This is a genomic window from Pseudomonas sp. PA15(2017) (assembly GCF_001945395.1).
In the GTDB taxonomy this organism is placed as follows: domain Bacteria; phylum Pseudomonadota; class Gammaproteobacteria; order Pseudomonadales; family Pseudomonadaceae; genus Aquipseudomonas.
This window is the reverse complement of the sequence record NZ_MSXV01000051.1, coordinates 1-25,800: the sequence shown is the minus strand read 5'-3', so window position 1 is coordinate 25,800 and position 25,800 is coordinate 1. Positions and strand designations below refer to the sequence as shown.

20 protein-coding genes and 1 pseudogene are annotated in these 25,800 nt (G+C 66.1%); 12 read left to right on the top strand and 9 right to left on the bottom strand.

From position 1 onward, the window contains the following. Nucleotides 1–14 precede the first annotated feature (14 nt). Nucleotides 15–794 (bottom strand): cytochrome b561 domain-containing protein, encoded by a 780-nt coding sequence (locus BVH03_RS17170; RefSeq protein ID WP_218189547.1) that lies wholly within the window; start codon nucleotides 792–794, stop codon nucleotides 15–17. Between the two features lie 263 nt (nucleotides 795–1,057). Continuing rightward, a complete protein-coding gene (locus tag BVH03_RS26010) occupies nucleotides 1,058–1,537 on the bottom strand; it encodes a hypothetical protein (protein ID WP_143485987.1) in 480 nt (159 codons plus the stop codon). A gap of 43 nt (nucleotides 1,538–1,580) precedes the next feature. Here BVH03_RS26010 and plsB point away from each other — a divergent pair, with 43 nt between their 5' ends. From plsB to BVH03_RS17155, 3 genes are all read left to right on the top strand, one after another. Beyond that, on the top strand, nucleotides 1,581–4,064 hold the full coding sequence (plsB, locus tag BVH03_RS17165; RefSeq protein ID WP_075962309.1) for a glycerol-3-phosphate 1-O-acyltransferase PlsB: 2,484 nt from the start codon (nucleotides 1,581–1,583) through the stop codon (nucleotides 4,062–4,064). 159 nt (nucleotides 4,065–4,223) lie between these two features. Next, nucleotides 4,224–5,252 carry a peptidoglycan-binding protein gene (locus tag BVH03_RS17160; RefSeq protein ID WP_075962308.1) on the top strand — a complete coding sequence of 343 codons (1,029 nt, stop codon included), beginning with the start codon at nucleotides 4,224–4,226 and terminating at the stop codon, nucleotides 5,250–5,252. Nucleotides 5,253–5,377: 125 nt separating this feature from the next. After that, nucleotides 5,378–6,055 carry a DUF4197 domain-containing protein gene (locus BVH03_RS17155; RefSeq protein ID WP_075962307.1) on the top strand — a complete coding sequence of 226 codons (678 nt, stop codon included), beginning with the start codon at nucleotides 5,378–5,380 and terminating at the stop codon, nucleotides 6,053–6,055. 688 nt (nucleotides 6,056–6,743) lie between these two features. On the opposite strand, the gene BVH03_RS17150 is transcribed toward BVH03_RS17155, so the two are convergent. Together BVH03_RS17150 and BVH03_RS17145 are read right to left on the bottom strand one after the other, a co-directional pair. Next, nucleotides 6,744–9,833, bottom strand: a complete 3,090-nt coding sequence (locus BVH03_RS17150; protein WP_075962306.1) for an efflux RND transporter permease subunit — start codon at nucleotides 9,831–9,833, stop codon at nucleotides 6,744–6,746. Nucleotides 9,834–9,839: 6 nt separating this feature from the next. Beyond that, nucleotides 9,840–10,943: an efflux RND transporter periplasmic adaptor subunit gene (locus tag BVH03_RS17145; RefSeq protein ID WP_075962305.1), complete on the bottom strand. Its 1,104-nt coding sequence runs from the start codon at nucleotides 10,941–10,943 to the stop codon at nucleotides 9,840–9,842. A gap of 93 nt (nucleotides 10,944–11,036) precedes the next feature. Between BVH03_RS17145 and BVH03_RS17140 the strand changes: the two genes are divergently transcribed. From BVH03_RS17140 to hutC, 8 genes are all read left to right on the top strand, one after another. After that, nucleotides 11,037–11,672, top strand: coding sequence for a TetR/AcrR family transcriptional regulator (locus BVH03_RS17140; RefSeq protein WP_075962304.1), 636 nt, complete (start codon nucleotides 11,037–11,039; stop codon nucleotides 11,670–11,672). 58 nt (nucleotides 11,673–11,730) lie between these two features. Further along, a complete protein-coding gene (locus tag BVH03_RS17135; protein ID WP_075962303.1) occupies nucleotides 11,731–12,102 on the top strand; it encodes a GFA family protein in 372 nt (123 codons plus the stop codon). Nucleotides 12,103–12,239: 137 nt separating this feature from the next. Continuing rightward, nucleotides 12,240–13,457, top strand: coding sequence for an imidazolonepropionase (gene hutI / locus BVH03_RS17130; protein ID WP_075962302.1), 1,218 nt, complete (start codon nucleotides 12,240–12,242; stop codon nucleotides 13,455–13,457). Then, nucleotides 13,447–14,403, top strand: coding sequence for a formimidoylglutamase (gene hutG / locus BVH03_RS17125; protein WP_075962301.1), 957 nt, complete (start codon nucleotides 13,447–13,449; stop codon nucleotides 14,401–14,403). Before hutI ends, hutG begins: the two co-directional genes overlap by 11 nt. A gap of 87 nt (nucleotides 14,404–14,490) precedes the next feature. Continuing rightward, the gene (locus BVH03_RS17120; protein WP_075962300.1) at nucleotides 14,491–15,804 is read left to right on the top strand and encodes a YjiH family protein; all 1,314 of its coding nucleotides are present in this window, start codon (nucleotides 14,491–14,493) and stop codon (nucleotides 15,802–15,804) included. Between the two features lie 41 nt (nucleotides 15,805–15,845). Beyond that, nucleotides 15,846–17,516, top strand: a complete 1,671-nt coding sequence (gene hutU, locus BVH03_RS17115) for a urocanate hydratase (RefSeq protein ID WP_075962299.1) — start codon at nucleotides 15,846–15,848, stop codon at nucleotides 17,514–17,516. 3 nt (nucleotides 17,517–17,519) lie between these two features. Beyond that, nucleotides 17,520–19,055 carry a histidine ammonia-lyase gene (hutH, locus tag BVH03_RS17110; protein WP_075962298.1) on the top strand — a complete coding sequence of 512 codons (1,536 nt, stop codon included), beginning with the start codon at nucleotides 17,520–17,522 and terminating at the stop codon, nucleotides 19,053–19,055. 146 nt (nucleotides 19,056–19,201) lie between these two features. Beyond that, nucleotides 19,202–19,909 carry a histidine utilization repressor gene (gene hutC, locus BVH03_RS17105; protein WP_075962297.1) on the top strand — a complete coding sequence of 236 codons (708 nt, stop codon included), beginning with the start codon at nucleotides 19,202–19,204 and terminating at the stop codon, nucleotides 19,907–19,909. Here the strand turns inward: hutC and BVH03_RS17100 are convergent, their stop codons facing one another. Continuing rightward, nucleotides 19,910–20,764, bottom strand: a complete 855-nt coding sequence (locus BVH03_RS17100) for a LysR family transcriptional regulator (RefSeq protein ID WP_075962296.1) — start codon at nucleotides 20,762–20,764, stop codon at nucleotides 19,910–19,912. Nucleotides 20,765–20,862: 98 nt separating this feature from the next. On the opposite strand from BVH03_RS17100, the gene BVH03_RS17095 reads away from it, so the two are divergent. Beyond that, nucleotides 20,863–21,828 carry a DMT family transporter gene (locus BVH03_RS17095; RefSeq protein ID WP_075962295.1) on the top strand — a complete coding sequence of 322 codons (966 nt, stop codon included), beginning with the start codon at nucleotides 20,863–20,865 and terminating at the stop codon, nucleotides 21,826–21,828. On the opposite strand, the gene BVH03_RS17090 is transcribed toward BVH03_RS17095, so the two are convergent. The 4 genes and pseudogenes from BVH03_RS17090 to BVH03_RS26005 form a co-directional block, all read right to left on the bottom strand. After that, the gene (locus tag BVH03_RS17090; protein ID WP_075962294.1) at nucleotides 21,806–24,001 is read right to left on the bottom strand and encodes a xanthine dehydrogenase family protein molybdopterin-binding subunit; all 2,196 of its coding nucleotides are present in this window, start codon (nucleotides 23,999–24,001) and stop codon (nucleotides 21,806–21,808) included. The genes BVH03_RS17095 and BVH03_RS17090 overlap by 23 nt on opposite strands. Continuing rightward, entirely contained in the window at nucleotides 23,998–24,987 is a 990-nt protein-coding gene (locus BVH03_RS17085) for a xanthine dehydrogenase family protein subunit M (protein WP_075962293.1), read from the bottom strand. The genes BVH03_RS17090 and BVH03_RS17085 overlap by 4 nt, the downstream gene beginning before the upstream one ends. Further along, the gene (locus BVH03_RS17080; protein ID WP_075962292.1) at nucleotides 24,984–25,493 is read right to left on the bottom strand and encodes a (2Fe-2S)-binding protein; all 510 of its coding nucleotides are present in this window, start codon (nucleotides 25,491–25,493) and stop codon (nucleotides 24,984–24,986) included. Before BVH03_RS17080 ends, BVH03_RS17085 begins: the two co-directional genes overlap by 4 nt. Before the next feature lie 202 nt (nucleotides 25,494–25,695). Continuing rightward, nucleotides 25,696–25,800 (bottom strand): annotated as a pseudogene (locus tag BVH03_RS26005) (IS481 family transposase); the annotation flags it as partial.

Sequence of the window (25,800 nt, the reverse complement as noted above, 5' to 3'; positions counted from 1 at the left end):
TCTGGCAGCGCCAGTCAGTCTCCAGACAAGCGACGTATCCCCCAGCCGATAGGCCGACGGCGATTACCTGGGTGGGTAGGGGCAGGCCCCCAGATGGCCTGGTAGGTATCGATGCAGCGGCCTGCACGCTGCAGCAACAGGCCGACCATGAACAACGCGGCCCACCAGGCGGCGATTGACAATGCCATCCAGCGCGGCGCATCGACCATGGTGATACCTATCAGGGTGGCGGCCAGCGCCAGCAGCAACGCCAACCAGCCAATGCTCTTGTGCAGCCGTTCGAAACGCACCCGGTGCGAAGTCATCTGGTAGTGATCGCCCTGCCATTGCTCACAGGTTGGCCCGCCCTTGGAGCCGCGCAAAAAACCGCTGACCAGTTGGACGCACGCGCACAGCATCACCAGCCAGCCGCACAACGCATGCCACTGCGCCAACGTCGTCTGCCGGGTTGCCATCCCCAGTACCAGCAGCACACCCAGCACCCCGGCCAGGCTGCCGCCCACCTGCAGCCACAGATGCATTCGCCACCAGCGCTTGTTATCCAGCACCGCAGGCCAGCCCTGCCCCGGCATGACCTTGAAGTAGCGTGCCGCGAGCACGCCGAGGGGGAGCATCACGCTCCAGCTCACCACCATCACGCGTCCATGCCAGGCGGCCCGCATATCGATTCGATGCTCATCGCTGCCAGACAGCGGCAGGCGCAGCCAGTCCCAGTGCTCGGTCACTGCCCATCCGGCCAGGGAGCAGAGAAACAGCGCCAGGCCAAGCCCGGCAATCCACCGCACGCCGTTCATGAGACGCCGCCACGCAGCAGTGGCAGCCCGCGTGGGGGAAACCCGACGGATTGCTCAATCGACGGGCGATCGTTGCGGGCGCAGATGGGCTGGTGGAGCGCAGGTGTGGGCAGTGGCGGGCACTGCGGGGCTGAGGTGTACAGCGAATCTACTGCAGGGGAAGCACACAAGGCCCATGGCGGACCGGCGCTGCGCGGACAATCCGCGACTGTAATTCGGACAAGGCGAGCTGCTGCCATGACCCTTCCTCTTTCTTGTCTTTCTCAACGTTCGAGCACGTTGATTGCATTCGCGTACCCCGATAGTCGGACAGAGGCATGATCATCGTCTAATAGAGGTTTCTTATCCGGATATTCATCAGGGTTATAGCAGCGGCCCACCACGACGCGCACCAGACCGCGCTCACCGTCGTGTGGAACGATGGGGTCCTGGCACTTGGATGACGGCTGAGCAAGGGCTTGAAGCGTGTGCTGCAGGGTCGATTTCAGCCCACCAAAACCAACGGCGAGCGCTTCAAGGCCGCTCGTATAGCTCCCGCAAGGCTTCCAGCCTCGATGTTGCGGATGTCCTTCGCATTGCAGACCACGCCCGCCATTTACCGGGTCGTTGGCGATCGCCACCCTGGCCCATGGCGCTTCGCGCGGGACTGCCTCGTGCCCCAGCAGGTAGTTGTCAAATGAACTTTTCGCGACGAAACGCCAACTTTTACAAGATTTTGCCGACAGGGCGGCGATCCGGCACACTAGCGGCCCCGAGCTACGGCTCGTCGCCGCAGCCAGATTTTGTATGACCCGCTCCCCGCTTCGCCGCCTTGCCTTCGGTACCCTGCGCCGCCTGCTGTACCTGTGGGTGCGCTCGGAAACCATCAACCAGTCGGCCTTCCCCCTCAAGCTCGACCGCAGCAAGCCGGTGTTCTACGTGCTGCAGCAGCCTTCGGTGAGCGACCTGGCGGTGCTCGATCACGAATGCACCAAGGCCAATCTACCGCGCCCGGTGCTGCCCGTGGCGGTGGGCGACCTCATCGAACCGGCGGCGTTCTTCTACCTGACGCCGGAGCCAGACTGGCTCGGCCGCCAGGACAAGCGCGGCATTTCGCCGACCCTGCAGCGCATGGTCGAAGCCCTGGGCAAGGACCCTGCCGAGCAGGCGCAGATCATCCCGGTCAGCGTGTTCTGGGGGCAGTCGCCGAACCGCGAAACCAGCGCCTGGAAACTGCTGTTCGCCGATAGCTGGGCAGTGACCGGCCGCCTGCGCCGGCTGGTGAGCATCCTGATTCTGGGCCGCACGACCCGCGTGCAGTTTTCCACGCCCATTCAGCTGCGCGACCTGATCGAGCAGAACAAGGGCCAGGAGCGCACCCTGCGCATGGTGCATCGCATCCTGCGGGTGCACTTTCGCAACCAGAAGGCCGCGGTCATAGGCCCCGACGTGTCGCATCGCCGCAATCTGGTCAAGGGCCTGGTGCACGGCCCGCAGGTACGCCAGGCGATCACCGAGGAAGCCGCCCGCGACAACATTTCCGTCGACAAGGCCGAGGCCCTGGCGCTGCGCTACGGCAACGAGATCGCCTCGGATTACACCTACACGGCGATCCGTTTTCTCGAACTGATCCTGTCGTGGTTCTGGAACAAGATCTACGACGGCATCAAGGTCAACCACATCGAAGGCGTGCAGGACATCGCCCAGGGCAACGAAGTGATCTACGTGCCCTGCCACCGCAGCCACATCGACTACCTGCTGCTCTCCTACCTGCTGTTTCGCAACGGCCTGACGCCACCGCACATCGCCGCCGGCATCAACCTCAACATGCCGATCATCGGCGGCCTGCTGCGCCGCGGCGGCGCCTTCTTCATGCGCCGCACCTTCAAGGGCAACCCGCTGTACACCGCGGTGTTCAACGAATACCTGCACACCTTGATCCGCAAGGGCTATCCGGTGGAATACTTCGTCGAAGGCGGCCGTTCGCGCACCGGGCGCATGCTGCGGCCGAAAACCGGCATGCTCGCCATTACCCTGCGCAGCTACCTGCAGAGCCACCGCCTGCCGGTGGTGTTCGTGCCGGTATACATCGGCTACGAGCGCGTGCTGGAAGGCCGCACCTACCTGGGCGAACTGCGCGGGGCGAGCAAGAAGAAGGAGTCGATCTTCGACATCTTCAAGGTTATCGGCGCGCTCAAGCAGCGCTTCGGCCACGTGTGGGTCAACTTCGGCGAACCGATCAAGCTCGACGCCTTTCTCGATGCCCAACAGCCCGACTGGCGCGCCCAGGAACTGGGCCCGGACTTCCGCCCGGCGTGGCTCAACGAAACCACCAACCGCCTCGGCGAGCGGGTGGCCCAGCGCCTCAACGAGGCCGCGGCGATCAACCCGGTCAACCTGGTGGCCCTGGCACTGCTGTCCACCAGCAAACTGGCGCTGGACGAGCGTGGCCTGGTGCGCATTCTCGACCTTTACCAGAGCCTGCTGCGCCGGGTGCCTTACTCGCCGCACACCACGGTGCCGGAGGGTGATGGCCTGGCGCTGATCGAGCACGTGCGCGGTATGCAACTGCTCTGCGAACAGAAGGATGCCCTGGGGCGCATCCTCTATCTGGATGAGCAGAACGCGGTGCTGATGACCTACTACCGCAACAACGTCCTGCACATCTTCGCCCTGCCCGGCCTGATCGCCAGCTTCTTCCAGAGCAGCGGGCGGATGAGCCGCGAGCAGATCCTGCGTTTCGTCCACGCGCTCTACCCCTACCTGCAATCCGAGCTGTACATCCGCTGGACCGACGAGGAGCTCGACGAGGTGGTCGGCCAGTGGCTCGACGCCTTCGTCGAGCAGGGCCTGCTCAGGCAGGAGAACGACCTCTACGTGCGCCCGGCGCCAAGCTCGCGCAACTTCGTGTTGCTGACCCTGCTGTCGCGGGCCATCGCTCAGACGCTGCAACGCTTCTACATGGCCAGCGCCCTGCTGCTCAACGCCGGGCAGAACACCATCAGCGCCGAGGAGCTGGAGGACCTGTGTACGGTCATGGCCCAGCGCCTGTCGATCCTGCACGGGCTCAACGCACCGGAGTTCTTCGACAAGAGCCTGTTCCGCCACTTCATCCAGACGTTGCTCGACCAGGGCGTGCTACGTCAGGACGAAGCCGGCAAGCTCAGCCATCCGCCAGCCTTCGCCGAACTGGCCGAAGGCGCGGCCAAGCGCGTACTGCCGGCCGAGATTCGCCTGTCGATCCGCCAGGTGACCATGGCGCGCAGCGAGGAACTGCTCGACGGGCTCTGACACGCCGGCCATCTCCAGGAAGGGCAGAGTGCGGCGGGCGTTATTGAGCTTTGCCGCCACAGCCCCTAAGATGCGTCGTTGGGGCCACTTAGGGCAGGGATTTTCGTGCGTTATCACACCATTCTAGGATCACTGGCGATCGTGGTTTCCGGTTGCGCCATGCAACCGTCCGCATCGACCACTAACGAAGAAAAGCCGGCGCAACCGGCTCCAGTCTCAGAACAGACCGCACCCGCCGCCGCTCAGCCGACAGCACAACCAGCGGCTGCCGCGTCGCCGAGCACCCAGGTCCAGGCACCTGCCGCTGCGCCGGCAGCCCGCGAGCCCCAGGAATACGAAATCCAGCCGGGCCAGTGCTGGGTACATGCCCAGGTTCGCCCACGCCCGGTGCAGAGCACCCAGGAAGTGGTGGTCAAGGACTCGGTCAACAAGATCACCGTCACCCCTGCCGAGCTCGAAAAGGGCTTCAAGCAGGTGGTCAGCCGTGAAGGCACCAAGACCTATCGTATCGAGCCGCCGACCTACCGCGTGGTCTCCGAGCAGGTGAAGATTCGCCCGGAAGTGAAACGCTACATCGTGGTGCCGGCCGTCTACGAGGACGTCAGGGAAACCGTGACCCTCGAAGAAGCCAAGACCGTGCTCGACCAGTGCCGCGCTGCCGGTACCCGTTATTCGAGCGGCACCGGCGCCATGTCGTTCTGCGCGCGCCAGGTGCCAGCCAAGCAGGAAGTGGTCAAGGTCAAGAAGCTGGTCTCGCCGGAAACCGTGCGAGTGGAAACCGACCCCGCCCAGTACAAGAGCGTGACCCGCTGGATCGTCGACAAGCCAGCCCAGGCGGTGGAAGTCACCCTCGACCCGGAGTACACCAAGGTCGCCTCCACAGAAGTGGTTCGCCCGGTCGAAGCCAACCAGATCATCCTGCCGGAAGAAAAACGCCAGCTGCAGGTGACCCGTTTCGAAGGCAACGCACGCATCGTTTCCCGGCAGACCATCTGCGATCCGGACATCAACGACGACCTGGTCACTCGCCTGCAACAGAGCCTGGTCAAGCGCGGCTTCAACCCGGGCAGCATCGACGGCAAGCTCGGCAAGCGCACCCTCGACGCGCTCACCGAATTCCAGACCGCCAATGGCCTGGCCGTCGGCGCCCTGACCCTGGAAAGCCTCACCGCCCTGCAAGTTCGGTAACGCCGAAGCGGCACGCCCTTCACGGGCGTGCCACGCTCCCCGCCCCTGCGTTGCCTCAACCTTCGCCGCGCCGCCGCCAGCCTGCTAAGCTCGCTGCCTATCTCCACCGCTCGAAGGTTACTGCCATGCTCCGCATCCCCGTTCTCGTCGCCGGCCTGCTGCTGTCCGCCAACGTGTTCGCCCTGTCGCTCTCCGACCTCAGCCAGCAGGACGCCAGCGGCGGCCTCAAGGATGCCCTCACCCAGGGCGCCAAGGTGGCCGTACAACAGCTCGGCAAGCCCGGCGGTTTCAGCAGCAATCCCGAAGTACGCATCGAGCTGCCCGGTAAACTCGGCAAGGCCGCCAAGACCATGAAGATGATGGGCATGGGCGCCCAGGTCGATCAGCTGGAAACCAGCATGAACAAGGCCGCGGAGGCCGCCGTGCCCCAGGCCCAGGCGCTGCTGGTCGACGCCGTGAAGAAGATGACCGTGCAGGACGCCAAGAGCATCCTCGCAGGCCCGCAGGACTCGGCCACCCAGTACCTGAACAAGAGCAGCCGCGAGCAGATTCGCGCCAAGTTCCTGCCCATCGTCAAGCAGGCCACCGACCAGGTCGGCCTCGCCAAGCAGTACAACAGCTTCGCCGGCCAGGCGGCGACCTTCGGGGTGCTCGACGCCAAGAGCGCCAACATCGAAAGCTACGTGACCGAGCAGGCCCTCGACGGCCTGTTCGACATGATCGCCAAGCAGGAGGCCGGCATTCGCGAAAACCCCGCCGCAGCGGCTACCAGCCTGGCGAAAAAGGTGTTTGGCGCGCTGTAACTGATAGCCTGCAAAAAAGGGGCTGGCGCGTTGTCTGCCTGCCCCTTTTTTCTGCGCGCGAGACGGATGAAGCGTCGCCCACCTTACGACCGTGATGGCTGGAAAGTGGCGGGAGCGGCCGGTGAGCGGAATACTTGTAGGAGGGGCTTTAGCCCCGAGCTCTTTGCACCCTCATAAACTAGAAGGTGCCGCGAGCGGCCATCAGCGGAGTATTTGTGGGAGCGGGCGGGGACGCCCAGTCCATGCCCGCGATTTTTCGCGCGCATGGCGCGCTCCCACAGTGGATCGGCGAACGGCTGCTATTGCCTTTTAGCAACATTCCCTAGGGTCTGTTCCCGTTTCAGCGCGAGCCGCGTTGCCGCGAGAAATGGCCTCCGGTTAGGCGCAGGACGCAGGGAATGGACTAGCCGTCCGCGTTCTCCCTCGCCAAGTCCTGCAACGACAGCGGAGGCCATTTCCCGCGCAACCCGAGGGGCCGGGCCAGTTTTTGTGCGATGCGGCGTTACTCGATGGCTCATTTGGCCCGCCAAACTTCGCATCTGTGTGCCCCACATGGATGTGGGAAATGCCGCAAGCCCGCCTGGAGCGGGCGCGGCCCTTGCCTCGCACAAAAACTGGCTCCGGCGCGGCCGTGCGTGAAACGGGAACAGACCCTAGCAACACGGGTTCTCAAAGCCCAATCAGGTTCCTAACTGTCACCCTCAGCATGCGCCCTGTCGCTCGGCTTTACCCTGAACCACGCCGCATACAGCGCCGGCAAGAACAGCAGGGTCAGCGCGGTGGCCACCACCAGCCCACCCATGATCGCCACGGCCATCGGCCCGAAGAACACGCTGCGCGACAACGGGATCATCGCCAGCACCGCGGCCAGCGCGGTCAGCACGATGGGCCGGAAGCGCCGCACGGTGGCTTCGACGATGGCGTTCCAGCTGTCCAGCCCCGCCTCGCGGTCCTGCTCGATCTGGTCGACCAGAATCACCGAGTTGCGCATGATCATCCCCGACAGCGCGATGGTGCCGAGCATCGCCACGAAGCCGAACGGCTGGCCGAACAGCAGCAGGAACAGGGTCACCCCGATCAGCCCCAGCGGCGCGGTGAGAAACACCATGGTCATGCGCGAGAAGCTCTTGAGCTGCAGCATCAGCAGGGTCAGCACCACCACCACGAACAATGGCACGCCGGCCACCACCGAGGCCTGGCCCTTGGAGGAATCCTCCACCGAGCCGCCGACTTCCAGCAGGTAGCCATCCGGCAGGCTGGCGCGGATGTCGGCCAGGCTCGGCAGGATCTGCCTGGTCAGCGTGGCCGGCTGCTGGGGCCCATAGATATCGGCGCGCACGGTGACGGTCGGCAGTCGGTTACGATGCCAGATCACCCCTTCCTCGAAGCCGTATTCCAGGGTGGCGATCTGCGCCAGCGCCACGCTCTTGCCGCTGTCGGTGGGCACCGCCAGGCTCGGTAGCAGCCGCAGCGCCTGGCGCTCCGCCGAGGTGCCGCGCAGGAGGATTTCGATCAGCTCGTTGTCTTCGCGGTAATCGCTGACCGACGAGCCATTGAGCGAGCTGCGCAGGAACCTGGCCACATCGGCGGTGCTCACGCCCAGAGCCCGGGCGCGCTCCTGGTCGATGTTCAGGTACACCACCTTGCTCGGTTCCTGCCAATCCAGATGCACGTTGACCACGTCGGGGTTGGCACGCACCTTGTCGGCGACCTGACGGGCCAACGCACGCACCTCTGCGATATGCTCGCCGGAGACCCGGAACTGCACCGGGTAGCCAACCGGTGGGCCATTCTCCAGGCGCGAGATGCGCGTGCGCAGGCTCGGGAATTCATCGCGCAACACGTCGATCAGCCAGGCGCGTACGGCCTCGCGCTCCTCGATGGTTTTGGCCAGCACCACGATCTGCGCAAAGCTGGTGGCCGGCAGCTGCTGGTCCAGCGGCAGGTAGAAGCGCGGCGAGCCGGTGCCGACATAGGCCACGTAGTTGTCCACACCCGGGTGGCCCGCCAGGCGCTGTTCCAGGCGGCGCACCTCGGCCTCGGTGGCGATCAGCGAAGCGCCTTCGGCCAGTTTGAAATCGACCATCAGCTCCAAGCGCCCCGACGCGGGGAAGAACTGCTGCGGCACGAACCTGAACAGAAAGATCGAGCCGACGAACAACGCCAGGGTCAGCACGATGACCGTCTTGCGCCAACGCACGCACCCGTCGACGAGACGGCGAACGCGCTGATAGAAAGGCGTGGCATAGGGGTCGTGGCCATGGCTGCTACCGTGCTTTTCGGCCGCGCGCTTAGCCAGGTCCGGCAACAGGCGCGCGCCCAGGTACGGCACGAACATCACCGCCGCCACCCAGGACATCAACAGGGCAATGGTCACCACCTGGAAGATCGAGCGGGTGTATTCGCCGGTGCCCGACTGCGCGGTGGCGATCGGCAAAAAGCCCGCCGCGGTGATCAACGTGCCGGTGAGCATCGGAAAGGCCGTGCTGGTCCAGGCGAAGCTCGCCGCCTTGAGGCGGTCGTAGCCCTGTTCCATCTTGATCGCCATGATCTCCACGGCAATGATCGCGTCGTCCACCAGCAGGCCCAGCGCCAGCACCAGGGCGCCGAGGGATATCTTGTGCAGGCCGATGTTCAGGTAGTACATGGCGGCGAAGGTCATCGCCAGCACCAGGGGAATCGACAGCGCCACCACCAGCCCGGTGCGCAACCCGAGGGAGAAGAAGCTGACCAGCAGCACGATGATCAGCGCCTCGGTGAGCACCTTGACGAATTCGCCGACGCCGGTCTTCACCGCCGCTGGCTGGTCCGACACCTTGCGCAGTTGCATGCCGGCCGGCAGGTTGTTCTGCAGGCGGGTGAACTCGCTTTCCAGTGCCTTGCCGAGCACCAGGATGTCACCGCCCGGCTTCATGGAAACCGCCAGCCCAATGGCATCCTCGCCCATGAAACGCATGCGCGGCGCCGGTGGATCATTGAAGCCGCGGCTGATTTCGGCCACGTCGCCGATGCGCAAGGTGCGGTCGGCCACGCGGATGGGGAAATCGCGGATCTGCTCGACCGTCTCGAAGTTGCCGCTGACACGCAATTGCACCCGGTCGGTGTCGGTCTCGAAGAAGCCGGCCACGGGCATGGCGTTCTGCTGCTCGAGAGCCTGCTGCACGGCGGCGAGCGGCAGGCCGAGGGTGGCGAGCTTGGTGTTGGACAGCTCGATCCAGATTTTCTCGTCCTGCAGACCGACCAGCTCGACCTTGCCGACATCCCTGACCCGCTGCAGCTGCAGTTGCACGCGGTCGGCGTAATCCTTGAGTACCGCGTAGTCGAAACCGTTGCCGGTCAGCGCGTAGATGTTGCCGAAGGTGGTGCCGAATTCGTCGTTGAAGAACGGCCCCTGGATACCGGCGGGCAGCGTATGGCGAATGTCGCCGATCTTCTTGCGCAGCTGGTACCAGAGCTCGGGAATCTCGTTGGAGTGCATCGAGTCGCGGGCCATGAAGGTGACCTGGGATTCGCCGGGCCGCGAGAACGACACGATGCGCTCGTACTCGCCGGTCTCCATCAGTTTCTTCTCGATGCGCTCGGTGACCTGGCGCGACACCTGCTCGGCGGTGGCGCCCGGCCAGTTGGTCTTCACCACCATGGCCTTGAAGGTGAACGGCGGGTCCTCGCTCTGCCCCAGCTTGGTGTAGGACAGTGCGCCAACGACGCCGAGCAGCAGCATGAGGTAAAGCACGATCTGGCGGTGCTGCAGCGCCCAGGCGGACAGGTTGAACGACATCGGCGCTTACTCCTTGGCAACCAGATCGACGGCGCGGTTCTGCCGATCCACCGGGCGCACCTGCTGGCCGTCGAGCAGCACCTGTACACCGGCCACCACCACCCAGTCGCTGGCTTTCAGGCCGTCGAGTACCGGCACGGTCTTCTCGCCATAGGCGCCGACCCGCACGGCGGTGCGCTTGAGCGTGGAAGTCTGCGGGTCGACCACCCAGACGTAGGGCTGGCCCTGTTCCGCGCTCAGTGCCGACAGCGGCACTGCCAGCGGCACGTCGCCATTGCGGGCGATGAACACCCGGGCGCTCTGGCCGAGTTCGACCTGCGCATCGGACGCCTGCAGCGCCACCCGGGCGGCGTAGGTACGCGAGCGCGAATCAGCCGCGGGCGACAGTTCACGCACGCGACCGGCCAGCCGCTCGCCAGGCTGCGACCACAGCTCGACGGCGACCTCCTGGCCGATGGCGAGGTGCCTGATCACCTGTTCAGGCAGGTCGATCAGCACCTCGCGCTCGCCATCGGCGGCCAGCACGAACACCGTCTGCCCGGCCGCCAGCACCTGCCCGACCTCGGCACGGCGCTGCACGATCACCCCGCTCTGCGGGGCTTTCAGCACGGCGTAGCCGGCCTGGTTGTCGGCGACGCTGAGCTCGGCGCGTACCTGACGCAGGCGCGCTTCGGCGGCGCGAAAGGTGTTTTCGGCGTTGTCGCCCAGGGATTTGCTGATCATTCCGCGCTGCTGCAGGGTGCGGTAGCGGTCGCGCTCGGCGCGCGCCAATTGCAGGTTGGATTCGGCCGATTGCAGTTGGGCGCGGGAGGCATCGAGCTGCAGGCGCACGTCCTGCGGGTCCAGCTCGGCCAGTGGCGCATCCTTGGCAACCCGCTGGCCCACTTCAACCAGCCGCCGGGTCACCTTGCCGCCAATGCGAAAGGCCAGCTCCGGCTCCAGCCGCGCCCTTATCTCGCCCGGATAGCTGTCCACCTGCTCCGCCGACAGCTGCGGCTGCGCGACCATGGCCGGACGAATGCCCGGCTGCGGCGCCTGCGCGTCGCTGCAGGCAACCAGGGACAGAGCCAGGCACAGGGGCGCAAGGCGATACAGAGCATGGCAGAACATGATGAGCGTCCTTTCAGCGGGAACTTTTTAATATTTGTACTGCCGAGTATATTAAAAATAGCGTACTCGGCAGTCCAGTATTAAAATCGCCCGATGTCAGACACTTCACTGCAGTCCAGCGGCCCCGGTCGCCCCAAAGACCTCGCCAAGCGCGAAGCCATTCTCGAAGCGGCCAAATGCCTGTTTTTGCGCTACGGCTACGCCGGCAGCAGCATGGACGCCATCGCCGCCCACGCCGGGGTTTCCAAGCTCACGGTGTACAGCCACTTCAACGACAAGGAGACGCTGTTCTGCGCCGCGGTGAAGGCCCGCTGCGAAGAGCAGTTGCCCGAATTGTTCTTCGAGTTTCCCGCTGGTGCGACCGTGCATAACGTGCTGCTCAACATCGCCCGCGGCTTCAGCCAGTTGCTCAACAGCAGCGAGTCCGTCGACCTGCATCGCCTGATGAGCAGCCTTGGCGCCCAGGACCCGCAACTGGCGAAGATTTTCTACGAGGCCGGGCCGCAGCGCTTGCTCGCCGAAATGGAGCGCCTGCTGGGCAAGATGAATCAGAGCGGCCAGTTGCGTATCGAATCGCCGAAGCTTGCCGCCGATCAATTCTTCTCCCTGCTCAAGGGCTGTGCCAATTTCCGCCTGCTGATCGGCTGCGGCGAGCCAGAAACCGAGGCTCAGCAGGAGCAACACGCCCGTGCCACCGTCGAGATGTTCCTGCGCGCCTACCGGCCCTGACTCGCCAAGCGCTCGCCTGCTGCTATGGTTTCTGCGGTGAGCCTGCAGGAGGTGCGGCATGGATCCATTCACCGGTGGCTGCCTGTGCGGCCAGGTCCGACTCTCAGCGGCAGGCCAGCCTGAGCGAGTCGGCATCTGTCATTGCCTCGACTGCCGCAAGCACCATGGCGCGCTGTTCTACGCCGCGGCGATCTTCCTCCACAACGCCGTGACGGTCAGCGGCGCAACCCATAGCTACGCCGGGCGCCACTTCTGTCCGCTTTGCGGCTCCTCGCTGTTCGCCCACAGCGGCGATGAAATCGAAATCCACCTGGGCGCCCTCGACGCACCCGATCAGCTGCAGCCCACCTACGAATGCTGGACGAGCCGGCGCGAAGCCTGGTTGCCGGCCTTCCCTCTCGCCAAGCGCTATCCCCGGGATCGCTCCTGAGTCGTCTTCCAGCCACAAAAATGTATATACATATATAACGGAAAAAGCCCGTATATATGCCGATAATATCGCGTAGGGCTTGACCATCTGAGGCCTTTCGCTTAATTGTATATACATTACAAAAAAGGCGATCTTCAATGGCTTCCTCTCAGTCCACTCCCCTGCTCTGGCGCAACGTCACCCTGTTCGATGGCCTCGAACAACTCCCCGAGCCGATGGCCGTGAAGGTCGAGCATGGGCGTATTGCCGGTCTGTGGCCGGAGAGCGAGTTCGCCCCGAGCCTGGCCGGTGGCGCCAAGGAAGCGGCCAGCGGCGGCGTGATGACGCCCGGCCTGGTCGATTGCCATAGCCACCTGGTGTATACCGGTGACCGTGCCGGCGAGTTCGAACAGCGCCTCGAAGGCGTCAGCTACGAAACCATCGCCCGCAACGGCGGCGGCATTCTCAGCACCGTGCGGGCCACCCGCGCCGCGAGCGAGGACGAGCTGATCGCAGCCAGCCTGCCGCGCCTGGATGCCCTGCTGGCCGATGGCGTCACCACCCTGGAGATCAAATCCGGCTATGGCCTGACCCTGCACGACGAGCTGAAGATGTTGCGCGTGGCGCTGCGCCTGGCCACCTTGCGGCCGGTGCGCATCAGTACCACGCTGCTCGGCGCCCACGCCCTGCCGCCGGAATACGCCGGCGATGCCGATGGCTATATCGAGCTGGTCTGCGAGCAGATGATTCCGACCGCCGCCAGCCAGCGCCTGGCCGACGCAGTGGACGTGTTCTGCGAAGGCATCGCCTTCTCCCCGGCCCAGTGCGAGCGGGTTTTCCAGGCTGCCCAGCGCCACGGCCTGGCGATCAAGGCCCATGCCGAGCAGCTTTCCAATCTGGGCGGCAGCGCGCTGGCCGCCCGCTATGGCGCCTGGTCCGCGGACCATGTCGAGTACCTGGACGAGGACGGCGTGCGCGCCATGGCCGAGGCCGGGACCGTTGCCGTGCTGCTGCCCGGCGCCTTTCACGTGCTGCGCGAAACCCGTCTGCCGCCCATCGACCTGCTGCGCCGCCACGGCGTGCCCATGGCAGTGGCCAGCGATGCCAACCCCGGCACTTCGCCGATCTGCCTGCCCACGCTGATGGCCAACCTGGCCTGCACCCTGTTTCGCCTGACCCCGCGCGAAGCCCTGGCCGGCATGACCGCCCATGCGGCGCGCGCCCTCGGCCGCCCGGAGCTGGGCCGCATCGCGATTGGCGCGGTCGCCGATCTGTGCCTGTGGGACGTTCGCCAACCAGCCGAGCTGGCCTATGCCGTGCAGGCCGGGCGCCTGCGCCAGCGCGTCTTCAATGGAGTCATCAGCCATGCACGCTGACCGTTTCACCATGGCCCCGTGGACCGGCCGCGTCGACCCCGAACCGGACAGCGCCCGCTGGCACCAGCGCATCCAGCCGCTGCACGCCGGTGCCGAGCCTGGCATCGCCTTGCTCGGCTTCGCCTGTGACGAAGGCGTGCAGCGCAACCACGGCCGCGTGGGTGCCGCGGGCGGCCCCGCAGCGCTGCGCAAGGCACTGGCCAACCTGGCCTGGCATCGCGACGCGCCGGCCTTCGAAGCCGGCGATATCGTTTGCGAAGACGGCGACCTGGAGGCCGCCCAGACGCGCCTGGCCAACGGCGTGTGCGCGCTGCTCGACAGCGGACACCTGCCGCTGGTACTCGGCGGCGGACACGAAGTGGCCTACGGCAGTTGGTCCGGGCTGGCCGGACACCTGGAAAAACGAGCCGATGCGCGGAAGGCCGCCCCGCGCATCGGCATCATCAATTTCGATGCCCATTTCGACCTGCGCGACCCGGCGCACGTGCACTCCTCGGGCACGCCCTTCGCGCAGATTGCCGAACAGTGCACCGCGCGTGGCTGGCTCTTCAACTACGCCTGCCTGGGCATCAGCCGCGCCAGCAACACGCGCGCGCTGTTCGAGCGCGCCGCCGAACTGAACGTGCTGGTGCGCGAAGACCGCGACATTCGCGAGGCCACCCTGGAGGCCATCGGCCGCGACCTGGACGCCTTCGTCGCCGGCTGCGACCTGCTTTACCTGACCCTGGACATCGACGTACTGCCGGCCTGCGAAGCGCCCGGCGTCAGCGCCCCAGCCGCCCGCGGCGTGCCCCTGGCGCTGCTCGAACCCCTGCTGCTGCGCCTGAAGGCCAGCGGCAAGCTGCGGTTGATCGACGTCGCCGAGGTCAACCCACAGCACGACATCGACAACCGCACCGCCCGTGCTGCCGCCCGGCTGCTGCATCTGCTCACGATGAGCGAATGAGCGCTCGCTGCCCACTTCTCCCATAACAACAAGCACGGAGATTGCCATGCTCATCAAAGCCCTGACCACGCCAGCCGACGCGTCGAGATGACCAGCGCAACGCCCCTGAGTGCCCCGGTGGCCATCGCGCGCCTGCTCGGCTACAGCCTGGTCGGCATCCTGCTGTTCTTCGTGCCGATGGAACTGGCCGGGCGCTCCAGCCTGCTGCTCGACCACGCCGCCTCGGCCCTGCAAACCCATGCACGGCCGCTGGTGATCATCTGCGCCCTGCTGTTCATGCTCTACGGCGCAGTGATGCCCTGGTTCGACGGCTCCTGGCGCAACAGCGTGACCACTATCCTATTCAGCGTGCTCAGAAGCCTCGGCCTGCTGGTGGGCATCGCCTACCTGCTCGAGCTCGGCCCGGCGGCGCTGTATCAGCCGGACATGCTGCCCTTTCTGTTCGAGAAGCTGGTGCTGAGCCTGGCGGTGATCGTGCCCCTGGGCGCCCTGGCGCTGGTGTTTCTGATCGGCTTCGGGCTGCTGGAGCTGGTCGGCGTACTCATGCAGCCGGTGATGCGCCCGCTGTGGCGCACCCCGGGCAAATCGGCGATCGATGCCATCGCCTCGTTCGCCGGCAGTTACTCGGTGGGGCTGCTGATCACCGACCGTATGTACCGCGAAGGCCAGTACAGCCTGCGCGACGCGGCGATCATCGCCACTGGTTTTTCCACCGTGTCGGTGCCGTTTCTGGTGGTGGTGGCCAGGACCCTGGACCTGATGGAGCACTGGAACCTGTATTTCTGGAGCACGCTGCTGATCACCTTTCTGGTCACATCGGTCACGGCCCGCCTCTATCCATTGGCTTCACTGTCTGCCGAGCGCCTGCCGGAAGCCGAACTAGAGCAAGGCGAGAACCGCTTCGCCAGTGCCTGGCGCGCCGGGGTGGCGCGGGCCGCCTGCGCGCCCTCGCTGCACGTGTCGCTGTGGGGCACCTTCATCGATGGCTTGCGCATGACCGCGTACATCCTGCCGAGCATCCTGGCCGTCGGGCTGTTGGGCCTGCTGGCCGCCAAGTACACCCCGTTGTTCGACGCCATCGGCCTGCTGCTCTACCCGCTGACCTGGCTGTTCGGCCTGGAGCAGCCGATGCAGGTGGCCAGCGCCTTGGCTTCGGGCCTGGCGGAAATGTTCCTGCCAGTAATCCTGCTCAAGGACGCCGACCAACTGGTGCGTTTCGTGACCGCCATCGTTTCGGTTAGCAGCGTGCTGTTCTTCTCCGCCTCCATCCCCTGCATGCTCGCCACCCGCATTCCCCTGCGCCTGCGCGACCTGCTGCTGGTCTGGCTGCAACGCTGTCTGCTGAGCCTGCTGTTCAGCCTGCCGCTCGGCCACCTGGCCCTTTACCTGGGGTGGCTGTGATGCCGCCCGCCCCTACTGCCCCTGCAATCGAGGAACCCGCCATGACCACCTTTCGCGATACCGTCATCCGCACCCCGCGTGGCACTCAGCTCACCGCCAAGAGCTGGCTGACCGAAGCGCCGCTGCGCATGCTGATGAACAACCTCGACCCCGAGGTGGCGGAAAATCCCAAGGAGCTGGTGGTCTATGGCGGCATCGGCCGGGCAGCGCGCAACTGGGAATGCTTCGATGCCATCGTCGAGAGCCTCAAGCAGTTGAACGACGACGAGACCCTGCTGGTGCAATCCGGCAAGCCGGTGGGCGTGTTCAAGACCCACGCCAATGCGCCGCGGGTACTGATCGCCAATTCCAACCTGGTGCCGCACTGGGCGACCTGGGAGCACTTCAACGAGCTGGATGCCAAGGGTCTGGCCATGTACGGGCAGATGACCGCCGGTTCGTGGATCTACATCGGCAGCCAGGGCATCGTCCAGGGCACCTATGAAACCTTCGTCGAAGCCGGGCGCCAGCACTACGGCGGCGACCTCAAGGGCCGCTGGGTGCTCACCGCCGGGCTCGGCGGCATGGGCGGCGCGCAGCCACTGGCCGCCACCCTGGCCGGCGCCTGCTCGCTGAATATCGAGTGCCAGCAGAGCCGCATCGATTTCCGCCTGCGTACCCGCTACGTCGACGAGCAGGCAGAAGACCTGGACGACGCCTTGGCGCGCATCGGTAAGTACACCGCCGAAGGCAAGGCGATCTCCATCGCCCTGCACGGCAATGCCGCCGAGATCCTCCCCGAGCTGGTGCGCCGTGGCGTGCGCCCGGACATGGTCACCGACCAGACCAGCGCCCACGACCCGCTCAACGGCTACCTGCCGGCCGGCTGGACCTGGGAGCAGTACCGCGACCGCGCCGCGACCCAGCCGGCCGAGGTGGTCAAGGCCGCCAAGCAGTCCATGGCCGTGCACGTGCAAGCCATGCTCGACTTCCAGAAGATGGGCGTGCCGACCTTCGACTACGGCAACAACATCCGCCAGATGGCCCAGGACGAAGGCGTCGCCGATGCCTTCGGTTTCCCCGGTTTCGTGCCGGCCTACATCCGCCCGCTGTTCTGCCGCGGCATAGGCCCGTTCCGCTGGGTGGCGCTGTCGGGTGATCCGCAGGACATCTACAAGACCGACGCCAAGGTCAAGGAACTGATCGCCGACGACGCCCACCTGCACCGCTGGCTGGACATGGCTCGCGAGCGCATCGCCTTCCAGGGCCTGCCGGCGCGCATCTGCTGGGTCGGCCTGGGCCAGCGCGCCAAGCTGGGCCTGGCCTTCAACGAGATGGTGCGCAGCGGCGAGCTGTCGGCGCCGGTGGTGATCGGCCGCGACCATCTGGACTCCGGCTCCGTGGCCAGCCCCAACCGCGAGACCGAAGCGATGATGGATGGCTCCGACGCGGTATCCGACTGGCCGCTGCTCAACGCCCTGCTCAACACCGCTGGCGGCGCCACCTGGGTGTCGCTGCACCATGGCGGCGGCGTGGGCATGGGCTTTTCCCAGCACTCGGGGGTGGTGATCGTCTGCGATGGCAGCGACGAGGCTGCCGAGCGCATCGCCCGCGTACTGACCAACGACCCGGCCAGCGGCGTGATGCGCCATGCTGACGCCGGCTACCCAATCGCCATAGAGTGCGCCCATGAGCAGGGCCTGAACCTGCCGATGATCACCCGAGGAGCCTGATTGATGACCACCCTGAACCTCAAACCGGGCGCGCTGACCCTGGCCCAGCTGCGCGCCGTGTACCTGCAGCCGGTCAACGTCACGCTCGACGCCAGCGCCCATGCCGGCATCGACGCCAGCGTCGCCTGTGTCGAGCAGATACTCGCCGAAGGCCGCACCGCTTACGGCATCAACACCGGCTTCGGCCTCCTGGCTTCGACGCGCATCGCCCCGGACGATCTGGAAAAGCTGCAGCGCTCGCTGGTGCTGTCCCACGCCGCCGGTGTCGGCGAGGCGCTGTACGACGCCATGGTGCGGCTGATCATGCTGCTCAAGGTCAACAGCCTGGCGCGCGGCTTCTCGGCCATTCGCCGCACGGTGATCGATGCGTTGATCGCGCTGATCAACGCCGAGGTCTATCCGCACATTCCGCTCAAGGGCTCGGTGGGTGCTTCCGGCGACCTGGCACCGCTGGCGCACATGTCGCTGCTGCTGCTCGGCGAGAGCCAGGCGCGCCACAAGGGCCAGTGGCTGCCGGCAAATGAAGCACTGGCGGTGGCCGGCCTGCAGCCACTGACCCTGGCCGCCAAGGAAGGCCTGGCCTTGCTCAACGGCACCCAGGTATCGACCGCCTACGCCCTGCGCGGGCTGTTCGAGGGCGAAGACCTGTTCGCCGCGGCCACCGTGTGCGGCGCCTTGAGCGTGGAGGCCATGCTCGGCTCGCGGGCCCCCTTCGATGCGCGCATCCATGCCGCCCGCGGCCAGCACGGGCAGATCGATGTGGCGGCGGCCTACCGCGACCTGCTCGGCGACAGCAGTGAAGTGGCGCGCTCCCACGCCAACTGCGACAAGGTGCAGGACCCCTATTCGCTGCGCTGCCAGCCCCAGGTCATGGGCGCCTGCCTGACCCAACTGCGCCAGGCCGCCGACGTGCTGCAGATCGAGGCCAACGCGGTGTCCGACAACCCGCTGGTGTTCGCCGAACAGGGCGACGTGATCTCCGGCGGCAACTTCCACGCCGAGCCGGTGGCCATGGCCGCCGATAACCTGGCCCTGGCCATCGCGGAAATCGGTGCCCTGTCGGAGCGCCGCATCTCGCTGATGATGGACCGTCACATGTCGCAACTGCCGCCTTTCCTGGTCGAGAACGGCGGGGTCAACTCGGGCTTCATGATCGCCCAGGTCACGGCCGCGGCCCTGGCCAGCGACAACAAGGCCCTGGCCCACCCGCACAGCGTCGACAGCCTGCCGACCTCGGCCAATCAGGAAGATCACGTGTCCATGGCACCGAACGCTGGCAAGCGCCTGTGGCCAATGGCCGAGAACGTACGCGGCATACTCGCCATCGAATGGCTGGGCGCCTGCCAGGGCCTGGACTTCCGCCATGGCCTGAAGAGCTCGGCGAAACTGGAACGCGCGCGCCAGACGCTGCGCGCCAAGGTGCCCTACTACGTCGAGGATCGCTTCTTCGCCCCGGACATCGCCGCCGCCGATGAACTGCTGGCCGAACGCGTGCTGACGCCGTTGCTGCCGACCGGCTTGCTGCCGTCGGTTGGCTGAGCCGAGCCAGGGTCTTTGTAGGGGCCGCGCGTCGCGGCGAATGATGGACACACCGCAGGTTGTGCTCCGCTTCGCCCCGGGGCGGGGCTCCTACAGAGCGAATCGCGCGCTATCATCCGCGCACCCGGTCTTGCCAAGGAGCTTTCGTGACCACCACCCCGCGCTACAAGGCCATCGAGGATTTTCTGCTCGAGCGCATCGGCAACGGTGACTACTCGCTGCATCACCAGATCCCCCCCGAAGAGCAGCTGGCCAGGGATTTTTCGGTCAGCCGGATGACCGCCAACAAGGCCATCAACAACCTGGTACAGCAGGGTTACCTGATCCGCCAGGCGGGCCTGGGCACCTTCGTCACCGACCGCAAGTCCGAGTCGTCACTGCACGAGGTGATGAACATCGCCGCCGAAGTGCGCGCCCGCGGCCATGTCTATTCCAATCGCATCCTGCGCAGTGAAGCGCTGGCCGCCGATGACGAGGTGGCGCTGCGCCTGGGCCTGCGCATCGGTGCCGAGGTGTTTCACAGCATCCTCGTGCATCTGGAAGACGGCGTGCCGATCCAGCTCGAAGATCGCTTCGTCAATCCCCGCTGGGTGCCCCATTACCTGAGCAGCGACTTTTCCAGGCAGACGCCCAACGAAGTGCTGGTCGCCAGTTGCCCGATCAGCGACGTGGAGCATGTGGTCGAGGCCGTGCATGCCGACGCCCGCACCGCCGAATGGCTGGACATCGCCAACGGCGCCGCGTGCCTGTCAATGATCCGCCGTACCTGGTCGGACGAGCACCTGATCAGCTACGTGCGCCTGACTCACCCGGGCGAACGCTACAAACTGCGCTCGAGTACCAAGCACCGCTGATCACAGCCGAAAGTGCTGATGAATGGCCTGGGCCAACAGCTCCAGGGCCTCGTCGTGCTGCGCCTGGGCCGAGCGCAGGAACATCACCTCGTGCTCGGCAGCCTGGGGTAGCTCCTCGACGATGCGCATGGCGCTGCTCATCTTCGCGCGATCCATCAGGGTGATCGCCAGGCCCGATTCGACGCAGGCCCTGATGGCCTGGCTGGACGGGCTTTCCAGCACCACCCGCCAGGTGTGCCCCGCCGCCTTCAGCGACTCCAGCATCAGGCTGCGGTAGGGGCAGTCGGCCGCGTGGATGGCCAGTGGCAGCGTCTCTTTCCAGGCCTGGGGATAGACCGCCGCCGCTACCCACACCGGCGTGGTGGCGACCAGCACCTGGGCTCTCGGCTCGCGCTGCCCCAACGGCAGGGTGAGCATCGCGCCGTGCAGCTTGCCGGCCTGCACCTGGTCGCGCAGCGTATAGCTGGGGGCGGTCTTCACCTCCAGCACCACGTTGGGCCAGGCCGCGGCGAAGATCGGCAGGATGTCGCGGATCACGTGGGCGGCGTACTCATCGGGTATTCCCAGGCGGATGCGCCCGACCAGCCTTGGGCCATGCAGCTCGGCGAGCACCCGGTCATGGGTGCTGAGCAGTTCGCCTGTCGAGCGCAGCAGCCGCTTGCCCAGCGCGGTCAGCGCCACCGCCTGGTTGTCGCGATCGAACAGCCGGCCGCCGGCGACTGCCTCCAGGCGCTGGATATGCACGCTGATTGCTGCCGGACTCTTGTGCAACTGTTCGGCAGCCGCCTTGAAGCGCCCACCACGCGCCACGGCGTGAAAGGTGCGGATCAACTCGATGTCGAGCACGGCACTCATTATTCAATAACTCCGAACGACTGATTCGATAAATTTTGATTTATTAGATTACGCCACCTTCGTAGGCTGGACCTACACCCTTCATCCGGTTTGCCGCCATGTCCGCTCGACTGACTCCCTGCCTCTGGCCCGTCGCGATTCCCCTGCTGCTGCTCGAAGCGGCATTGGTGGTGATCTGGAGCTCAGGCTTCATCGGCGCGCGGTTCTCCATCGAGCATGCGCCGGCCATGCTGGTGGTGTTCTGGCGCAGCCTGCTGTTCGCGCTGCTGCTGGCCCCCTGGGCGCTGCCCCGCCTGCGCAACGCCTCGCCAGCCACCCTGCTGCGCCACGCCGGTATCGGCTTGCTGGCGATGGGCGGCTACCTCGCCGGCGTGGTTCAGGGCATCGCCCTTGGCGTACCTGCCGGGCTCGCCGCCCTGCTGGCCGACCTGCTGCCCATCGGCGTCGCTCTGCTCAGCGTGCTGGTATTCCAGCAGCACCTGGGCTGGCGCACCTGGCTCGGCCTGACCGTCGGCCTGACGGGCGTGGTGCTGGTCACCTCGGACGCACTGGCCTGGGGCGATGCGCCGTTGTGGGTTTATGGTCTGCCGCTGCTGGGGATGTTCTCGCTGGCGGTCGCGACGCTGTGGCAGAAACGCACCAAGGCCACGGCATCACTCGACCTGCTCGGCAATCTGTGGCTGCAGTGCTGCATCTGCTGCGTGCCGTTCGCGTTGCTGGCCGCGATGGACGGCAGCCTGATGCCGGTGCCCTCAAGCGGCTTCGCCCTGAGCGTGTTGTGGACGAGCGTCTCCACCATCGGTGGCTACGGCTTGTACTGGCTGTGCCTGAAGCGCTCGACGCCGACCCGGGTGGCCAGCGTGCTGTACCTGAGCCCCGCGCTGACATTGGTATGGGCCTCGGCGATGTTCGGCGAGCCGCTGTCCTGGCTGATGGGCCTGGGCACACTGATTTCGGGGCTGGGAATCTGGCTGGTGATACGTAACGAACCGAAGAGGCGCGACGACGGGCCCGCGCTGGCGAACCCGTCATCGGCAACCGTCAGAGCAGCTTGTCGAGGGTGATCGGCAATTGGCGGATGCGCTTGCCAGTGGCGTGGTAGACCGCATTGGCGACCGCCGCGGCAACGCCGACGATACCGATCTCGCCCACACCCTTGGAGCCCAGCGGGTTGATGATGGTGTCGTTTTCTTCGACGAAGATCACCTCGATATCGCCGATATCGGCTTGCACCGGCAGGTGATAGTCGGCCAGGTTGTGGTTCATGCAGCGCCCCAGGCCGTGGTCGATCATCGCCTCCTCGTGCAGGGCCATGCCGATGCCCCACACCACACCGCCGAGAATCTGGCTGCGTGCGGTTTTCGGGTTGATCACCCGGCCCGCGGCGATGGCGCTGACCACCCGAGTGACGCGTACCGTGCCCAGCGCTTCGTCCACCTGCACCTCGACGAACACCGCCGAATGGCTGGCACTGGCGTAGCGCTCGCGCTGCTTGCCGGGCTGCGCCTGCACCTCGGCCTCCAGGCTGCCGTGCCGAGCGAGCAGCGCGCTCAGTTCGACCGCACGGCAGGCATCCTCGCCCTGCTGCACGCGGCCCGCGCTGAAGCGCAGCGCCGCCCCGTCGCTGAACGGCGCTTCGGGCCATTGTCGCGCCGCCTCACAGAGCTTGTCGGCCAGTGCCAGGCACGCCTCGCGTACCGCACTGCCCACCGACGACACGGTGAACGAGCCGCCCTGCAGCGGCGCCTTGGGCAGGCTGGAGTCGCCGAGGCGAAACTCCACCTGGGAGGGATCCATGCCCAGCACGTCGGCAGCGATCTGGATCATCACCGTGGCGGTGCCCGGGCCGATGTCACAGGTTGCGCTGGCGACGATCAAGCGGCCGTCCGCCGTGAAGCTGGCGCGGGCGCTGGCCGGCATCTGCATGGCCTCCCACACGCCAGTCGCCATGCCGTAGCCAATCAGCTGATGGCCCTCGCGCATGCCCCGTGGCTGCGGGCTGCGCCGGCTCCAGCCGAAGGCCTCGGCGCCCTGCTGGTAACAGGCGCGCAGCTCCTTGCTGGAATACGGCTTGCCCTCGTTCTGGTTGGTTTCGGCGTAGTTGGTCAGGCGCAGCTGCACGGGATCGACACCCGCCGCCCAGGCCAGCTCGTCCATCGCCGACTCCAGGGCGTAGAGGCCGGTGGCAGCACCCGGCGCGCGCATGTCCAGCGGCGTGTAGACGTCCAGCGGCGCCAGTCGATAAGCCAGGCGCACGTGATCGCAGTGGTAGAGCATCCCCGACCATTCGGCGACGTGCTCGGTAAAGTCTTCGAAGCGCGAAGTCTGGGCGATCACTTCGTGCACCAGGCCCTGCAACTTGCCATTCTCATCGGCGCCGAGTTGCAGGTGCTGCATAGCCCGTGGTCGGTAGCCAAAGGTGAACATCTGCTGGCGAGTCAGGGTCACGCGCACCGATTGCTTGAGCTTCAACGCCGCCATGGCGGCCAGCGGCAACTGGTATTGCGGGCGCAGGCCGGAACCAAAGGCGCCACCCACGAAGGAAGACTTGATGCGCACGCGGCCAGGCTCGAGTTTGAGCACATCGGCCAGATACCGCTGGCTGTTCTGCGGGCCCTGGGTCTTGTCGTGCACCAGCAGGCTGCCATCGGCCTGGTAGATTACCGTCGATGCATGGGGCTCCATCGGGTGGTGATACTCGCACGGCAGCTCGTATTCCAGCTCCAGGCGCAGCGGCGCACCAGCGATCACCCCATCGGCATCGCCGCGAGGCTTGGGCAATTCGGCCGGCGCGGCATGGGCCTCGCTGAGGGCTTCGCGCAGGTCGGTGGCATGGGGCTGCTGCTCGTAGCTGATGCGCACCAGCGAGCCGGCATGACGGGCCAGCTCCAGGGTGTCGGCGACCACCAGCGCCACCGGCTGACCGCTGTAGCGGATACGCGCGTTGAACAGCGGGCGAAAGGGTGAGCCGTCGGCGGCATCGTCATCCTCGTAGCTCTCGTCGTCCTGGGCCATGGGCGGACGATTGAGGTGGCTGAGTACCAGCTTGACGCCAGGCAGCGCCAGGGCAGCCGAGCCGTCGATGGCAGTGATGCGGCCGCGGGCGATCACGCTGCAGATCACGCTGCCGTGCAGCAGGTCATCGGCCGGATGCTCGGCGGCATAACGCGCCTGGCCGCTGACTTTCAGCGGGCCGTCGACGCGGTCCAGGGGTTGGCCGAGGGTTCGCGCGTTCATGGGCGGGCTCCTCTTGCGGCGGTAGACAGGGCACGAACCACGGCGCGACGCGCCAGTTCGACCTTGAAGGCGTTGTGGCCCAGCGGCTGGGCATCTGCCAACAGCAGCTCAGCGGCAGCCTCGAAATGCTCCGGCGTGGCGGCCTGGCCGACCAGGCTGGCCTCCACATCCGCTCGCCGCCACGGTTTGTGGGCCACACCGCCCAGGGCGATGCGGGCCTGGCGAATCTGCCCGTTTTCATCCAGTTGCAGCGCTGCGGCCACCGACACCAGGGCGAAGGCGAACGAGGCGCGGTCACGCAGCTTGAGGTAGGCGTGATGACTGGCGAAATCTTCAGCCGGCAGCTCGATGGCAAGGATCAGTTCGCCTGGCTCCAGCACCGTGTCGCGCTGCGGGGTATCGCCCGGCAGGCGGTGAAAGTCGCTCATGGCCACGCGGCGCTCGCCTTGCGGGCCGGTGATCACCACCTGAGCGTCCAGGGCAGCCAGGGCCACGCAGAAGTCCGACGGGTGCACCGCCACGCAATGCTCGCTGGCGCCGAACAGCGCATGGTTGCGGTTCAGCCCCTCGCGAGCCGGGCAGCCGCTGCCTGGCTCGCGCTTGTTGCACGGCACCTGGGCGTCGTAGAAGTAATGGCAGCGGGTACGCTGCAGCAGGTTGCCGCCGGCGCTGGCCATGTTGCGCACCTGGGGCGATGCACCGGACAGCAGTGCCTGGGCGAGCAGCGGATAACGTCGCTCGATCTCCGGGTGCCAGGCCAGTTCGGCGTTGCCGGCCAGGGCGCCGATGCGCAGGCCGCCGTCGGCGGTGACGGTCACGTCACGCAGCGGCAACGCATTGATATCGATGAGGCGCTTGGGCCGTACCAGGTTTTCCTTCATCAGGTCGACCAGGTTGGTGCCGCCGGCGATGAACAGGCTGTCGGGCCCGGCCAGGCGCACCGCTTCGTCGATGGCCGCAGGCTTGCTATAGGCGAAGGGGGTCATGGGCGCACCGCCTGTTCGCTCTCGGGCAGCGCCTCTTCGATGGCGGCCAGGATGTTGCTGTAGGCGCCGCAACGGCACAGGTTACCGCTCATGCGCTCGCGGATGTCGGCAGCGTCGCCGACCCGCCCCTCATTGGCCAGGCCGACCGCCGAGCAGATCTGCCCTGGCGTGCAATAGCCGCACTGGAAAGCGTCGTGCTTGACGAAGGCGCGCTGCATCGGGTGCAGTTCGTCGCCGCCGGCCAGGCCTTCGATGGTGGTCAGTTGACGACCGTCGAGCATGACCGCCAGGGTCAGGCAGGCGTTGACCCGCCGGCCGTCCACCAGCACCGTGCAGGCGCCGCATTGGCCGTGGTCGCAACCTTTCTTGGTACCGATCAGGTCGAGCTGTTCACGCAGCAGGTCGAGGGCGGTGATCCACGGGTACACCTCGACTTGAGTAGGGCTGCCGTTCAACGACAGGGAAATCGTCCGGCGCTCAGCGCCAGCTGTGATGGTCTCGCTCATGGGGCTACCTCGGTTCGCTCGGATGTCTCGTGCATCCGTTCAAAATCTGAGGTGAGGCCCGCCAAAAACGTTCAGGTTGGATCACGACCGTAGAGCGGTTCGTCGAAAGACCTGGTCACGGTCTTTTTCGGCGACATTGGTGAGGCGGTTACAAGGCAGGAGCGGCCATCGTTGCTTCACCTGTGGGAACGGGCGGGGACGCCTAGTTGTGTAAACCCAGTACGTTGTTCAGTGGCAATGGAGCCCGACTGATTGGTGGTTTGTAGTTGAGACTGCTGTGCGGCCTGTGCCAGTTGTAGTGGTGCAG